General features: G+C 45.9%; 13 protein-coding genes and 1 riboswitch. Of the genes, 11 read left to right on the top strand and 2 right to left on the bottom strand.

Annotated elements, in window-relative coordinates; all coding sequences use genetic code 11:
- Positions 1–119: 119 nt before the first annotated feature.
- The 4 genes from ADU22_RS01795 to thiT all read left to right on the top strand — a co-directional run bounded on the left by ADU22_RS01795 (position 120) and on the right by thiT (position 4,358).
- The gene (locus ADU22_RS01795) at positions 120–1,013 is read left to right on the top strand and encodes an acetamidase/formamidase family protein (protein ID WP_053360624.1); all 894 of its coding nucleotides are present in this window, start codon (positions 120–122) and stop codon (positions 1,011–1,013) included.
- A 362-nt stretch (positions 1,014–1,375) separates the two neighbouring features.
- Positions 1,376–2,455, top strand: coding sequence for a Fe(3+) ABC transporter substrate-binding protein (locus tag ADU22_RS01790; RefSeq protein ID WP_053360623.1), 1,080 nt, complete (start codon positions 1,376–1,378; stop codon positions 2,453–2,455).
- A gap of 277 nt (positions 2,456–2,732) precedes the next feature.
- Entirely contained in the window at positions 2,733–3,446 is a 714-nt protein-coding gene (locus tag ADU22_RS01785) for an ABC transporter ATP-binding protein (RefSeq protein ID WP_053360622.1), read from the top strand.
- A 135-nt stretch (positions 3,447–3,581) separates the two neighbouring features.
- Positions 3,582–3,687: riboswitch (TPP riboswitch) on the top strand.
- Between the two features lie 71 nt (positions 3,688–3,758).
- Positions 3,759–4,358 carry an energy-coupled thiamine transporter ThiT gene (thiT, locus tag ADU22_RS01780; protein ID WP_053360621.1) on the top strand — a complete coding sequence of 200 codons (600 nt, stop codon included), beginning with the start codon at positions 3,759–3,761 and terminating at the stop codon, positions 4,356–4,358.
- Between the two features lie 129 nt (positions 4,359–4,487).
- Here thiT and ADU22_RS01775 read toward each other — a convergent pair whose 3' ends face one another.
- Positions 4,488–4,955, bottom strand: coding sequence for a hypothetical protein (locus ADU22_RS01775; protein ID WP_053360620.1), 468 nt, complete (start codon positions 4,953–4,955; stop codon positions 4,488–4,490).
- Positions 4,956–5,051: 96 nt separating this feature from the next.
- Here ADU22_RS01775 and ADU22_RS01770 point away from each other — a divergent pair, with 96 nt between their 5' ends.
- The 6 genes from ADU22_RS01770 (at position 5,052) to ADU22_RS01745 (ending at position 12,053) form a co-directional block, all read left to right on the top strand.
- Positions 5,052–5,297 (top strand): hypothetical protein, encoded by a 246-nt coding sequence (locus ADU22_RS01770; RefSeq protein ID WP_053360619.1) that lies wholly within the window; start codon positions 5,052–5,054, stop codon positions 5,295–5,297.
- Positions 5,298–5,935: 638 nt separating this feature from the next.
- A complete protein-coding gene (locus ADU22_RS01765) occupies positions 5,936–6,976 on the top strand; it encodes a processed acidic surface protein (protein ID WP_053360618.1) in 1,041 nt (346 codons plus the stop codon).
- The gene (gene srtD / locus ADU22_RS01760) at positions 6,976–7,587 is read left to right on the top strand and encodes a class D sortase, LPxTATN-specific (protein ID WP_053360617.1); all 612 of its coding nucleotides are present in this window, start codon (positions 6,976–6,978) and stop codon (positions 7,585–7,587) included. The genes ADU22_RS01765 and srtD overlap by 1 nt, the downstream gene beginning before the upstream one ends.
- 195 nt (positions 7,588–7,782) lie before the next feature.
- Positions 7,783–8,790, top strand: coding sequence for a UDP-glucose 4-epimerase GalE (galE, locus tag ADU22_RS01755; RefSeq protein ID WP_053360616.1), 1,008 nt, complete (start codon positions 7,783–7,785; stop codon positions 8,788–8,790).
- Between the two features lie 225 nt (positions 8,791–9,015).
- Positions 9,016–10,344, top strand: a complete 1,329-nt coding sequence (locus ADU22_RS01750) for a glycosyltransferase family 2 protein (RefSeq protein WP_053360615.1) — start codon at positions 9,016–9,018, stop codon at positions 10,342–10,344.
- Positions 10,345–10,550: 206 nt separating this feature from the next.
- A complete protein-coding gene (locus ADU22_RS01745; protein ID WP_053360614.1) occupies positions 10,551–12,053 on the top strand; it encodes an N-acetylmuramoyl-L-alanine amidase family protein in 1,503 nt (500 codons plus the stop codon).
- 79 nt (positions 12,054–12,132) lie between these two features.
- Here ADU22_RS01745 and tagU read toward each other — a convergent pair whose 3' ends face one another.
- Complete coding sequence (gene tagU, locus ADU22_RS01740; RefSeq protein ID WP_053360613.1) at positions 12,133–13,044, bottom strand: polyisoprenyl-teichoic acid--peptidoglycan teichoic acid transferase TagU; 912 nt, start codon at positions 13,042–13,044, stop codon at positions 12,133–12,135.
- Positions 13,045–13,321: 277 nt separating this feature from the next.
- Here tagU and ADU22_RS24870 point away from each other — a divergent pair.
- On the top strand, positions 13,322–14,203 hold an 882-nt coding region (locus ADU22_RS24870; RefSeq protein WP_197280010.1), incomplete at its 3' end, for a hypothetical protein.

Below are 14,203 nucleotides of genomic sequence, written 5' to 3'. Positions count from 1 at the left end.
GTTTCCCTTATTTTATCAGAGAGAAACCCCCAATAATTGCCTGAAAACCATCCGATCCAGTTATATGGTAAACTATTATAAAATTTGCATTTTTACAAAAGTGAAGGGTTGTGTGGTGTTTGATTACAAAGGAAAAATTTTTCTATGCTTTTAGCAAAGACAATGAAGCATCAGCGAGGGTTCCATCCGGTTCAACTATTGAAATTGAAACCTATGACTGTTTCCGGGATCAAATTCAGTCGGAAGACACGCCATACAATACGGTGGATTGGGCGCAAATCAATCCGGCTACTGGCCCGGTCTTTGTGGAAGGGGCGCAGCCAGGTGATATCCTGAAGGTGAAGATTAAGAAAATCGAACTGGGAGCACAGGGCCTGCTGGCTACTGGTCCCGGGCTCGGCATTATGGGGCACAGGATTGAAAAATTTGAAACGAAAATGATCCCAATCTCAGAGGGAAAAGCGGTTTTTAATGACCGCATACAGCTGCCTTTGAACCCAATGATCGGAGTAATTGGAGTGGCGCCAGCGGAGGGGGCTATTTCCAATGGAACACCAGGAGCCCATGGCGGAAATATGGATACCACGTTAGTCGCAGAAGGGGCAACCTTGTATTTGCCGGTTTTCCATGAAGGTGCCCTGTTTGGCCTGGGTGACCTTCACGCTGCAATGGGCGATGGGGAGATTGGCGTTTCGKGGATAGAGATTCCTGGCAAAGTAACGGTTACACTTGAGGTGGTAAAAGGAAGAAGCATTCCGTTCCCATTCATTGAAAATGAGGAAGGTGCAGCTGTCCTCGTTTCCAAGGAAACGCTCGATGAGGCAGCAAAAGCAGCAGTGGAAATCTTCGCAGACACGCTGCTTCCCCATACCGATTTGACCCTCCCAGAACTGACCATGCTCTTCAGTGCAGCAGGGCAAGTCCAAGTTTCTCAAATCGTCGACCCACTTCTGACAGCAAGGTTCTTTGTCCCAAGATTCATTCTTGAAGCATATGATGTGAAGTTATTCTAGAAAGGTAACTTTATTGTGCTAAAGGGTGCCTGACCCCCGGCGCGGTGATGCGGTAGAGGGCTTATAAGTTATAAGAATGGTGGCGAACAGGGGGATTCCTTCCTGTTCGCTTCTTTTTGCCTTATGACTCAGCTAAAGGGCAAGTATATCCGGGATTACAGGTTGGAACTTATGGACTGGGTGATGATAATGGGACTATGATTCAAGAAACAATTTTCGAGTTTTCACACTATAGACATTATTTAAATTAAAAATCCATTGACTTGAGAATGATTTTCAATATAATTGAGAATGAGAAGCGTTATCAACAACTAATGCTATTGATTAAAAAACAAATTTACTTCCAGGGGGAGAATGAAACAATGCAAAAAAGATTATTCAGATTCGGTTCAATTGTAATGGCAGCTGGGCTATTTTTATCCGCTTGCGGAGGCGGCGGCAACAGCGAGCAATCCAATGAAACAAGCAAGCCGGCCGAGAAGGAAGATCCGGGCGTAGTCAACCTCTACACGGGCCGTCATTATGATACAGATGACCAGCTTTATAAGACTTTTACCGAACAGACAGGCATCAAGGTGAACGTGATTAAGGGTGAAGAGGACGAGCTTATTGAACGCCTGGCACGGGAAGGGGAGGCAACCCAGGGTGACCTGTTCTTTGCAGCTGATGCAGGACGCCTTCACTGGGCAAAGGAAAAAGGCATTTTCCAGGCTGTCGAGAGCGAAGTGCTGGACAAGAACATTCCTGAAACACTGCGTGACAAAGACAATGAATGGTATGCAATGACCAAGCGCGCCCGTGTGATTGTGTATGCGAAGGACCGTGTAAAACCTGAGGAACTATCTACCTATGAAGATTTGACAAGTGACAAGTGGAAAGGCAAAGTGCTGATCCGTTCTTCTGAAAATGTGTACAACCAGTCCTTGCTCGCTTCCTTCATGGAACTGAATGGCGAAGAGGCTGCGAAGGAATGGGCCGAGGGCATTGTTGCCAACATGGCAAGGGACCCTAAGGGTGGGGACACCGATCAGCTGAAGGCTGTCGTAGCCGGTGAAGGCGATGTGGCGGTGATGAACACTTATTATGTGGGACGCCTGCAAAATTCGACCAATCCTGAAGAAGTGAAGCTTGCGGATCAGGTAGGGGTGTTCTTCCCGAACCAGGAGACTACAGGAACCCACATCAACATCAGTGGAATTGGCGTAACAAAGCATGCGAAAAACAAGGAAAACGCCATCAAGTTCATGGAATTCCTTTCAAGTGAAGAAGCACAGAAACTGTTTGCGGAAGGAAACAATGAATACCCGGCCAACCCGGACGTTGAAGCATCCGAGCTGCTGAAATCATGGGGAGACTTCAAAGAACAGGATATCCATTTGAATATCCTTGGGGAAAGAAATGCCGATGCTGTGAAGATTTTTAATGAAGTAGGCTGGAAGTAACAGAGACATGGAGACTGGATCCCAAACGGGGTTCAGTCTGTTTTTTTGGCCGCAGTTTTCCAATCATCCTCGTTTTTCACTGTTTTGCCACATCTTATTGTGAAATATCGGATAATTTACATTGAACTTGAGAATGATTTTCATTATAATTGGTACTGAGAAACGTTATCAGGAAAACCAACTAACTTATTTTTCATATAAATAGACTTTCCCGTTTTTTTTTGCAGGATGGTTTGTTCATCTTTTAACCTAGCACGAGAAAAGGAGCCGAACGCTGATGTTTATTGAAATTAACGAATTAAGTTTTCGATATAAGAATGCTAAAAAACCGACAATCCTAAATTTTGATCTGTCAGTAAAGCAAGGCGAAATCATCTCGATTTTAGGCAGCAGCGGATGCGGTAAAAGCACGATTCTAAGGCTGATTTCCGGCCTTGAGGTCCCGCGGGGCGGCTCCATTGTGATTGATGGGAAAAAGATGGCCGATGACCGTCAGTTTGTAAAGCCGGAGCATCGCGGAGTGGGCATGGTGTTCCAGGATTATGCGCTGTTCCCGCATATGACCGTTGCCGGGAACATTAAATACGGGCTTGCGAAAATGAGCCGCCGTGAAAAAAACCAGCGTCTTAACGAAGTGCTTGAGCTGGTCGGCCTTTCCGGTTTCGAAAAGCGTTATCCATATGAGCTCAGCGGAGGCCAGCAGCAGCGTGTTGCCCTGGCGAGGGCATTGGCGCCAAAACCGGCACTCATCATGTTCGATGAGCCATTCAGCAACCTGGATAAAAGCATTCAAGTGAAGATTCGTGACGAGCTGAGGCTCATCCTGAAGCAAACCGGAGTGACATCCATCTTTGTCACACACGATGAAGAGGATGCAAAAGCGCTGGCTGACCGAGTAGTTGTGATGCAGGACGGTAAAGTTCTAAAAGCCGGAAGGCCGGAAGACATCATCGGAAACCCCGTCAAACACCTCAACCTCGTTGCACGATAACATTCCAGTGGTAAAGCATTAAAGGGTGCCTGACCCCCGGCGCGTTAAAGTGTGAAAGTTTGCCAAGTTCCTTGATTGTTGCTTATTTTGAGATATTTGTTATAATCGCATGTATAGTCACAAATGAATACAAAGCATAACCACAAGGGGAGCTTGAAGCTGAGAAAGAAGGTCTTATGACTGTTCTGACCCTTTGAACCTGTTAGATAATGCTAGCGCAGGGATGTGGATTAATATGAGTTCATTCTTTATATATGTATGAATGGTCTCCCCTTGAGGTTTGCTTATTACTTCTAAAGGGGAGATTTTTGTATGCAAAGAAATCGTTTAGTCGCAATGATTGAAGCGGCGTTTTTTGCGGCGATAGCGCTGGTACTGGATTTGCTGCCGGCCATTCAAATCGCGCCAGGGCTGTCCATTTCATTTGCTATGGTGCCCATCTTTATCATTGCTTTTCGCTGGGGTTTCAAAATCAGTTTCATTTCGGGCTTTATTTGGGGATTATTGCAGGTGGTCACCGGGGACATCTATTTCCTGACGATTATTCAATTCCTGATTGAATATTTTATTGCTTTTGCGTTTATTGGCTTTGCCGGCCTGTTCTACCCTGTGGTTCAAAAGGCCGTCCAGCAGGGTAACAAGAAGGCGGCAGCCCTTTGGGTCATTGTGGCTGTATTTGTGGGCAGTCTGGCCAGGTACTTCTGGCATTTCGTTGCCGGGGTTATCTTTTGGGGAGAGTATGCGCCGGAGGGCATGTCACCAGTAATGTACTCGCTGGTCATGAACGGCGGCACCATGATTGCTGTCTCCATTCTTTGCTCGCTCGTTCTTCTGCTGCTTCTGTCCGCATCGAACCGCCTGTTCATCAGAAAGGGAGCGCCAGCGGCTGCCTCGGAGCCGCCATTACAGTAAAAAGGACTTGGAGCGGCACAGTGCTGCTGTGCCGCTTCACCGCACCCGGGGTCAGGCACCAGCGAGTGCACTGACGCTTTACCGCAGTGAGGGTCAGGCACCCTTTAGTGCAGTGAAGAAGCCCTCTTGTCATTGGTTATAGTCCCAGAGGATTTGCCATTCGCCTTCTTCGTTTTGGGTGACGTAGACTTCTTGCTGGAAGCTGAATTTGCCGTATTTGCCTTTATATTGCTGGGAGACATGGTATTTGTAGGCCGTTTCGAATGGGGAGCGGCCTTTTTCCATTTTCCATCCTTCCAGTTTTTCGCCGTCTTCAATCGTATATGTGAAGGTTTCTGCTCCAAAATGGCCGATGAACACATGCGTGCGGTCCTGCACATAGGCCGACTTTGAAAACCGTTCTTTCATGAATGGATGAAGCAGCTTCCAGGAATCAGCGAAATCCCCATCTGCTTCATGGGAATAAAACTCCTCCACCACTCCTTTCGCCACACGTTCCGAAGAGAATATCAAGGAAATGATGCCAGCTAGCAGCAAGCCTGCCAACAGGACAATCATAAAGGGAAACATAAAAGCCGGGACCCGCTTTCTCCGCATTCCATCACCTTTTCAATCAATATATCCCGCATTAACTGGCAGTAGGACCCCCACTGTAATACTTCAGGTAGAGCCGGTTAGAAAAGTGGGGATCAAATGCCAGTAAATGCCCGATTGGTTCAACTAACATTCAATGGGGAAAGGGAACCCCCACTGAATGAAGTTTCACCTTATATTGATTCATATGAAGGCGGAGAGAAGATTATACAGGCAGTCCACAAGAGTCAGGCCAGGAGCACATTGCACATGTTCAGCGGGGAACCAATCAACAACGCAGCCGCAGATATGTATGGGGGAGACAGGGGAAAGTGTGGAGGCAGTGACAATGAGGAATTACTGTAAACTCACTGCCTTCGTCAGAGGGTCATCACGCTTAGGCACCTTTTGCCAGCCTCGTTGAGCGGTCACTGACCGCTTTTAATATGAACAGCTTGTCTGCTTCAGTCAACATCATCCAGCTTCCGGCACGAATTTTCATAGATACCACTCCTCTTTATGGTATTTGTATGATTCTGGGAAAACCTCAATGTACTAGACTATACCGCCTTTTCTCAAGAGATAAACAAACAAAATATCTACAACTTTCGTCCCCAAAAACCGCCAGAATACAGCTTTTACAAGACTTCAGCAATCCTGTTCCACTGCAATCCCCCTCATGAATGGTCGTTTTTTGCCTATCTTGGGTCAAATTGTGCAAACATACCACTAAATGTAGCGATTCAATCTTTTCCTAATAAAAAACAACAGTTTACCATAACTGTCATATATCGAGGATTAACGCCGAATATTGTCGAAACATTTAGGCGTTATTTTGTGTGTAAACTATCAAAGGTTTTATTTTTAGACGATTAAATATACTTTATTGGAAGTCTCGGTATGGGATGGTAGAAATTTTAAATATATGGAATTTATTTGTCACTTATTTGTTGGAATCTGCTATAATTTGTTTGTTAAATACTATTAACCGGAGGTTATCTAAATTGAAGCGACTTTTGGCTGTTGTGCTATCCCTTGCCTTATCCGTTGTCCTATTTCCTTTATCCAGTTTTGCCGCTTTATCAGAGGCTGATGTTAAGCCGATTTTAGACGAGAATGGCTGGGAACTAGAAGATCTGGAATCCCATCTCGATTATTTCCATTTTTCTAGTCTAGAAGAATTTGAAACATATGAAGAATTGAGAGAGACGCTGGGTGATAAAATTAATGACCAAAACCTCCAGCAATTGATCGAAGAGTATGGCTTCGAAACCAAACAAGACCTGGTAGATTTCTTAATCGAAAATGATGAACTTGAAGAAGGTACAACCATCGAAGAGCAATTCGTTTATATCAATTCCTTGGATGAGACAGTTCTCTTCTATTATGAACCTGAATTTGATATGGAAGATATGGAAGACTTGGAAGGCCTTGATGAAATCTTTGCCATGATTGGGTTAACGGATGAAGAGATGGAACGTTTGTTCCTTCATTTTGACGACTTAAATCTCTCAGACCCTAACTTGAACACCGAGGCCCAAATGGAAGAACTTGAAGCGCGCCTCGATGCTATTGGCGTGTTTGAAAGCGCAAGCGAGCTTTCGGAAGCACAGCTTAATGAACTTGTCAGCATTTTTGAAGAGATGATGGCAATCTTTAAATTGGATGCAAAGTATTACCTTGTAGATGGAGACTCAAAAACTCCTATTACAACTAGTGAATTGATTCGACTTGAAGACACAGAGGGCCGTGACCTTCTTATTGAGCTTTATAATCTTCAGGGAGAGTTCTTGGCTGATATTCTGATAACGGCCGATTTATTTGCTTCCGACTTGGTTGAAGATGTGACGGCACCTGTTAAAGCAGTAAAGGATACGGTTGGCAAAAAAGCTGAATCCTCCAAATCAGGAAACGGACAGCCTAAAACGGTTAAAGGTGCAAAGCTGCCTAATACAGCAGGCAATTATGTCGAAGGCATCCTGATGGGATTTGTTTTAGCAGGAGCAGGGTTCTACCTCTTGCGCAGAAGGAGCGCCCACCGCTAATGAAAATAAAGCGCCCGTTAAGACTGGCCCTCAGTGCAGGATTGATTTTAGCGGGTTTATGGTTAGTCCTTGCAAACGTCCGCCCCTTGCTGAGTAATCATACTCCCAAAGAGGAGCAGCCCAGGACGCAAGCTGTAGCAGCTCCTCCAGATAAAGTAAAAGCGGAGGAAGAGTATATCCCATTATATCCTGTCCGGCCAAAGCAAGGAGAAGAGTTTGGAGTTCTGTCTATTCCTAAAATTTCCGCCGAACTTCCTATATTCCATGGAACGGATGAGGATGAACTGGAAAAGGGAGTGGGCCATTTTGCAGGAAGTGTTCTTCCAGGTGAGAAGGATAATTCCGTCTTGTCCGGCCATAGGGACACCGTATTCAGGAAACTGGGAGAGGTTGGGAAGGGAGACCTTCTTGTGGTTACAACCTCTGCAGGGGAGTTTACCTACAAGGTCAAAAAGGTAAGGATTGTGGATGCAGATGACAGGACGGTTATTGTCCCTAAACCAAGAGCTACCCTGACCGTCACCACGTGCTACCCATTCAATTTCATCGGTGACGCGCCAGACCGCTACATCCTAATCGCGGACCTAGTCGAATCAAATACTGCTTCCTAATCAAAGACTTTACGTAAAAACCGGCTCCCACCACGGCAGCCGGTTTTTTACACTAAAGCACTCCAGAGTGCCTGACCCCCGCTGGTCCTCCTCGGATCCAAAACGGGCACCCATTTCCATTTCTCTGGTTCAATTCCCCTCGAAAATGCTTTAAAATTAACATATACTATTATGACTAAATTTACGGAGGATAATATGGCTATATTGATTACAGGCGGGGCGGGATACATCGGCAGCCACACATGCCTAGAACTATTGAACGCCGGATATGAGGTTGTCGTGCTTGATAATTACTCTAACAGTAAACCGGAGTCCCTGCGCAGAGTAAAAGAAATAACAGGAAAGGACCTCCATTTTCACGAAGCGGATCTGCTGGACCGTCCTAAAGTGGAAGAGGTGTTCGAAAAGCATCAAATTGAGGCTGTCATCCATTTTGCGGGATTGAAGGCAGTAGGCGAGTCCGTTTCCATTCCGCTGCATTACTATCATAACAATATCACCGGAACATTGATCCTTTGCGAGGCCATGATGAAGCATGGGGTGAAAAACCTGGTCTTCAGTTCATCTGCAACTGTATACGGCATGCCAGATCAAGTGCCTATTTCAGAGGATTTCCCGCTGGGTGCTACAAATCCTTATGGCAGGACAAAACTAATGATCGAAGAAATATTAAGAGACTTGTATACTGCTGACAACAGCTGGAGCATTGCCTTATTGCGTTACTTCAACCCGGTTGGCGCGCATGAGAGCGGAAGAATCGGGGAGGATCCGAACGGGATTCCGAACAATCTTATGCCTTTTATTACCCAGGTGGCGGTTGGCAGGCTGCAGGAACTGCAAGTATTCGGCAATGATTATCCCACAACAGATGGAACAGGTGTAAGAGATTATATCCATGTAGTCGATTTGGCCCTTGGCCATTTAAAAGCCTTGGAAAAAGTGACTTCCAGTAAGGGAGTGGAGGCATATAATCTTGGCACAGGAACAGGCTACAGTGTCCTTGAGATGGTCTCAGCATTCGAGCGTGCTTCAGGGAGAAAAGTTCCTTACCGGATCGTCGATCGCAGACCTGGAGATGTAGGAATCTGCTATGCGGATCCAGCCAATGCGAAAAACAAATTAGGGTGGGAGGCCAAAAGAGGAATTGAGGAAATGTGCCGTGATTCCTGGAGATGGCAGGAGAATAATCCTAACGGATATTAAGGTCGCATGGAGCAAACCGAAAATACAAAGAGAACCATTCCTTACCTGGGATGGTTCTCTTTATACTAAGAAGTTGCTTTAAAGCACTAAAAGGTGCCTGACCCCGGACGCACCACCGCACTAAAGAGTGCCTGTCCCCCTGGATATAAGCATCAAAACACAGCCATTTGAATACTTTCATCACGTTTAGTTAAAAATGGAAAAGACAGAAAAGGAGGAATCATTATGCCGGATCTCGCCCAGGCGGCAGTGACCGTTCTGCTTGGCCTGTTTTTTCTATTAACTTTATACGTGAATATGAACTTCTTTTACTATGTGTTCCTGACCTTCTACGGATTTGGGAAAGCCAAAAGGGACTATGAACTGATACCGGACCAAACCCGCTTCCTCATTCTTGTCGCCGCCCATAACGAGGAAAAGGTCATCGGCTCCACAATCGATAACCTTCAAAACATCACCTATAACAAAGATTTATACGATATCTATGTAGTGAACGACAACAGCACCGACCGCACCGGGGAAATTTGTGAAGAAAAAGGAATGAAGTACATCAACACCGGGGAGAAAAAGTTCGCGAGGGAAGGGGTCGGCAAACCGGCCGGCCTACAGTATGCGCTCCGTTACCTGGGCTTCGACAAGCTCACAGACCAGTACGACTGCCTGATGATCCTCGACGCCGACAACCATGTCGACCACAATATCCTGAGCGAGCTGAATTCCCAGTACATCGGCAAGGGCAAGCCCGAGGCCATCCAAAGCTATCTGGATTCCAAGAACTCATCCAGCAGCCTGTCGCTCGGCTATGCGATGAGCTACTATATCACCAACCGATTTTTCCAGCTGGCCAAATACCGCCTTGGCCTGCCAAACGCGATTGGCGGCACAGGCTTCATCGTCCGGCTCGATTACCTGATGAAGCATGGCGGCTTCCGGTTCCACTCGCTCACTGAAGACCTTGAGCTGGAAATGGAAATCGTCAAGGACAACGGCCGCGTGCTCTGGAACCATTTTGTGCGCGTCTATGATGAAAAGCCCGACAATTTTAAAATCAGCATCAAACAGCGAATACGCTGGTCCCAAGGTCACTGGTACGTCGCCTTTACCAACCTGAAGCCAATGCTGAAAAAGCTGTTCACCGAAAAAGGGAAGCTCAAGATCCTCGACCAGCTGGTGTACCTGTTCGGGATGGCCCGCGCCGTACAGCTCAGCATCGTCCTGATCGGCCTCCTTGGAACCGCCCTTTACGGACTGCTGACCCAGAACTTCCAGCTGCTCACAGAAGGAGGAGAAAGGCTTCTCTTCCTGATTGCAGGAGGAAGCATCCTGGCCCTGGCCATGTTCATCTACCAGTTCCTGATTTGCATGTACTATGCGATAAAAGTCGACACGAAAATGGAATTCAAACCAATCAGGATGGGAATTTCCGTCTTTTATTACGCTTATACCTTCATCTATGCCCAGCTTGTCGGGCTGATCAAGTGGAAGCAGCAGCACACCTGGGTGAAAACCGAACATAACAAAACCGCTATCACCCATAAACGAGGCAGAGCATAACAACTCCACCGCAGGCAGGGGCCCGAAATACGGAGCCCCTGCCTTTTCCATATCAATCGTCAACCAACTTAATTATTTACCACAATTTGGACAACTCTAAACATCCATTTATAGGACTTTTATCCCTCTTTCTCCTTCCGATTATGGTTTATAGTAGGATAGTCTACTAAAAAAAGACAATTTTAGACAAAAAAAGGTGGGGAAAAGTGAAAGCTGCATCATTTGTATCTCGGATCATCTGTTTCCTGGTTATTTTCACTCTGTTTGTTTCGATTGATGGCCATAGGGCGGAGGCGGCCTATACCTATCAGGGAAAGGTCACTGTGGACACTCTGAATGTCCGTTCCAACGCAGGCACAAGCTATGCCATCATAGGGAAACTGAAGAAAGGCCAAGTCGTCACCGTCTACGAGAACCGACAAGGATGGTCAAAAATCGCCTTTGGGCAAAAGTATGGCTGGGTATCATCGCAATTTTTGACAAATGTCACCTGGACCGGATATGTCACAGGCACGAACCTTAATGTCAGGAAAGCACCAAGCGCCACAGCAGGAATCTTGACACAGCTTGGCAAAGGCACAGCCGTAACCGTCCAGGGGAAGGACGGAAGCTGGCTGAAGGTGTACATCCCGTCTAAAAAAGTAACCGGATGGGTACATGCGGACTATATTTCCAAGCAGACTCAGGCAGTAGCTACCGCTGATTCAAAGCCTTCCACTTGGACAGGCTACGTTACCGGCACAAATCTGAACGTCAGGAGCGCACCTAGCTCTACCGCAGGAATACTCACCCAAATAGGCAAGGACACTGTGGTTACCGTTCAGGACAAGAATGGAAGCTGGCTGAAAGTCTACATCCCGTCTAAAAAAATTACGGGATGGGTACACGGCGATTATATATCCAATAAACCAGCCGCCCCGGCTCCAACCGTCACCACGGCTGCAACCACAACCGCAACCGCAACCACAACCACAACCGCAACCACCCAGGTCGTATTGCTGGAAAACAGCAACTTCCGTACTGGGCCAGGGACCAGCTACAGCTCGATCTCGGTTGAAAAAGCGGGAACCCTGCTGACTAAAATTGGTGAATCAAACGGCTGGGTCAAGGCGAGAAGAGCCGATGGCGTAACCGGATGGGTGGCCGGCTGGCTTGTAGGACCCGCTCCAAGCTCTCCGCTGAAAGGCAAAACCATCGTGGTCGATCCAGGCCACGGAGGCAGCGATACCGGCGCGGTCGGCAGGCTGTATGTGGAAAAAAGATTGAACCTGAGCGCCTCACTCGAACTGGGGAGACTCCTGCAAAACGCTGGGGCAAAKGTCATCTATACGCGCAGCAGCGACATCTTTATCTCCCTTACCCAAAGGGTCGCCATCAGCAATCAATCAAACGCGGATGCCTTCATAAGCGTCCATTATAATTCCTGCTCAGGAGTCTGCTCAGGAATCGAAACATTCTACTACAATTATGCAAAAGACAATGCTATGGCCCGTTCCATCCAGAGCAACCTGATTAAATCCACTCAGCTAAGGGACCGCGGAACCAGGTACGGAAACTACCAAGTCATCCGCTATAACCAGCGTCCTGCCGCCCTGGTCGAACTCGGCTTCCTGTCCAACCCGACGGAAGAAAGCCTTGTTGGAACTGCAGCCGGCCAGAAAAAGGCTGTCCAGGGGATTTATAATKGGTTGGTGGAGTATTTTAAATAAAAAGCGCCGCCCTTTTCCATTTTAGGATTGTTAGTTGAATAAGTAAGAAAAAAAGCAACCAAATCTGGTTGCTTTCTTTTTATTGAATGCCAAGATGATTTTTCAACTCATTCTGCATCCTTTGCTGTTCCTCGGCTGAAACCTGCAAGTAGTATATGCCGCCAATTGTCGTACCAGTCCCTTCAAGTTTCATTTGCTCGATGTTCTTGGCCGCATCTTTATAGTTGCGTTGGATATCAATTAACTCGTCAAATGTAACATTCGTCTTTACATTGTTTCCAAGTGCTGCAAACATGTCATCAAACTTGGTTAGGGAACCAATATTTGTGCCTTTGTTGATTACCCCCTGGATAACTTGGCGTTGACGCTTCTGGCGTCCAAAGTCACCTTGTGGATCCTGTTTTCTCATGCGGACATATGCAAGAGCTTGTTCACCATTCAGATTGATGCTGCCTTGGGCAAACTCATATTTTCCTTCCTTAAATGCAAGGTCATTATTCACTGTAATTCCACCAACTGCATCAACAATATCTTTAAAGCCCTCCATATTGACTTTTAAGTAGTAGTCAATTGGGATGTCGAGGAAGTTTTCCACCGTATCCATGGACATCTCTACCCCTCCAAAGGCATAGGCATGGTTGATTTTATCTTCTGCACCGCGGCCTATGATTTCCGTACGAGTGTCACGCGGAATACTAAGCATTTTTACGGAGTTTTTCTCGGGATTTACCGTCATGGCGATAAGAGTATCAGACCGCCCCTTGTCACCTTCTCTCTCATCGACACCAAGCATCAGAACAGTAAATGGTTCCCTGTCTTTAAAAGTGATTGGGCGTGACTCCCGTTCAATTGGCTGATGCATCGTATCCACTGCACTTGTCAAAGATCTATAAACATTAAACACATAAGCGCCGACAGCAATAAATATCAGTAAAGCGATAATACCCGTAATACGGAGCCATTTTCTTTTTTTTGTTTTCTTCGCTCTCATCGCATAACCCCCCCATGGTTTTACAAATTTTGCAATTCAACTTTTAGAATAACAGATAGGTCTCGTTTTGGGTATAGAAATAATTAGGCATTTAGTTGCATCAGTTTATGTCCTTCTCTATATCGGACAAAGAAAACAGATTCTAGTTTCCTATATAAAAGAGATAAATCAAATAGATATACCAAAGTCCTGCCAAATTTTTGATTCTCTTCCAAAAAATATTAGTTATAATATTTAATAGTATCAAATTATTATTTTATTCAGGAAAGGAGAAAAGATGGGGAAAAGGTTAAATGCATCTATCTTAAGCATCATTATGGTTGCATCACCTCTAAGTCTAGTTGTTCATGCGGAAGGAACCGACAATTTTGCTGAGGAGCAGGTTGAACAGAATGTGGAGAAAATAGAACAAAATGAAGAATTGTTGATTTGGGAAGATGAAACCTCTACCGAGGAGCCAGTAGAAAAGGATGAATCTTCTAGGGAAATAGAAGAGGACCACTATGTTTCCGAAAACTCGGGGGATGCCTCTGAAACACAATCTTTACATAATAATAGTTTAAATGATACTGAGGAAATAAACAGTTCTGAAGCGGAAGAAAAGTCTGCGACTAAAGAGAATCCTGCTGACAAAGTGCAGCAGTCCCTAGCTACCGAAATTGAAGATGCCAAACTGGAATCTACTTCGGTTGAAGAGAAGTCAGCAGGAAACGTTCCTACGGAAAAAGAAATGGTACGTAATGGGGATACCGTTTATTACTTAGATAACCTCGGACATATCAAATTTGCTGAAGTATCTTCAAACGGATCGCTAGTGAAAATACAGGAGTTCTATCCAGGGAGTACTCCAGAAAATGCTTCATACAATATTCAATTTACATATAACTTGAATATTTCAGGTTTTATAACAACCGGAGAGAGAAGGAGTGAGGGCAGTCAGCGCATTCTGTCCCGCTATACCTACTACCCAGGGACAGTCTACGGGGAGCATGGCAAAAAAATACAGTACCAATTGGATTTCAATGGCTCCGGGCATGTCACAAGGGCAGAAAGAAGAGCGGACGGAAGTCAGCGGCTTCTTTTCCTTTATACCTACTACCCAGGTACGGTCTATGGTGAGCATGGCAAAAAGATACAGTACCGATTAGACTTCAATAGC

The sequence above is a fragment of the Bacillus sp. FJAT-27251 genome (genome assembly GCF_001273925.1).
Lineage (GTDB): Bacteria > Bacillota > Bacilli > Bacillales > Cytobacillaceae > Mesobacillus_B.
The sequence above is the reverse complement of the archived record's forward strand: the minus strand, read 5'-3'. Positions and strand labels throughout refer to the sequence as shown.

Excerpts from the sequence above, each read along its gene's own strand:
- ADU22_RS01750 (WP_053360615.1), top strand. The coding sequence starts at position 9,016 with ATGCCGGATCTCGCCCAGGCGGCAGTGACCGTTCTGCTTGGCCTGTTT.
- ADU22_RS01775 (WP_053360620.1), bottom strand. The coding sequence starts at position 4,955 with ATGCGGAGAAAGCGGGTCCCGGCTTTTATGTTTCCCTTTATGATTGTC.
- thiT (WP_053360621.1), top strand. The coding sequence starts at position 3,759 with ATGCAAAGAAATCGTTTAGTCGCAATGATTGAAGCGGCGTTTTTTGCG.
- ADU22_RS01790 (WP_053360623.1), top strand. The coding sequence starts at position 1,376 with ATGCAAAAAAGATTATTCAGATTCGGTTCAATTGTAATGGCAGCTGGG.
- tagU (WP_053360613.1), bottom strand. The coding sequence starts at position 13,044 with ATGAGAGCGAAGAAAACAAAAAAAAGAAAATGGCTCCGTATTACGGGT.
- ADU22_RS01785 (WP_053360622.1), top strand. The coding sequence starts at position 2,733 with ATGTTTATTGAAATTAACGAATTAAGTTTTCGATATAAGAATGCTAAA.
- galE (WP_053360616.1), top strand. The coding sequence starts at position 7,783 with ATGGCTATATTGATTACAGGCGGGGCGGGATACATCGGCAGCCACACA.
- srtD (WP_053360617.1), top strand. The coding sequence starts at position 6,976 with ATGAAAATAAAGCGCCCGTTAAGACTGGCCCTCAGTGCAGGATTGATT.
- ADU22_RS01770 (WP_053360619.1), top strand. The coding sequence starts at position 5,052 with ATGCCAGTAAATGCCCGATTGGTTCAACTAACATTCAATGGGGAAAGG.